Here is a 542-nt window from a genome sequence, read left to right on the forward strand (position 1 = left end):
GTCTCGGCGGGGTCGATGACGTCGTCGACCAGGCCGCGTTCGGCGGCGTAGTAGGGGTGCATCAGCTCGGCCTTGTATTCCTTGACCATGCGTGCCCGCATCGCCTCCGGGTCGTCCGCTTCGGCGATCTGCCGCCGGAAGATCACGTTGGCGGCGCCTTCCGCGCCCATCACGGCGATCTCGTTGGTCGGCCAGGCGTAGGTCAGGTCCGCGCCGATGGACTGCGAGTCCATGACGATGTACGCGCCGCCGTAGGCCTTGCGCAGGATCAGCGAGATCCGCGGCACGGTCGCGTTGCAGTACGCGTACAGCAGCTTCGCCCCGTGCCGGATGATCCCGCCGTGCTCCTGGTCAACCCCCGGCAGGAAGCCGGGCACGTCCAGCAGCGTCACGATCGGGATGCTGAAGGCGTCGCACATCTGCACGAACCGCGCGGCCTTCTCCGAGGCCTCGATGTCCAGCACACCGGCCAGCGACTGCGGCTGGTTGGCGACGATCCCGACCACCCGCCCGTCCAGGCGGGCCAGGGCGCACACGATGTT

1 protein-coding gene is annotated in these 542 nt (G+C 68.6%); it reads right to left on the minus strand.

The window, feature by feature from the left end:
* Positions 1-542, minus strand: a 542-nt coding sequence (locus ACX6XY_RS30030) for a carboxyl transferase domain-containing protein (RefSeq protein WP_460337772.1), incomplete at both ends; no start/stop codon positions are given.

Source organism: Streptomyces sp. O3, from assembly GCF_054788135.1.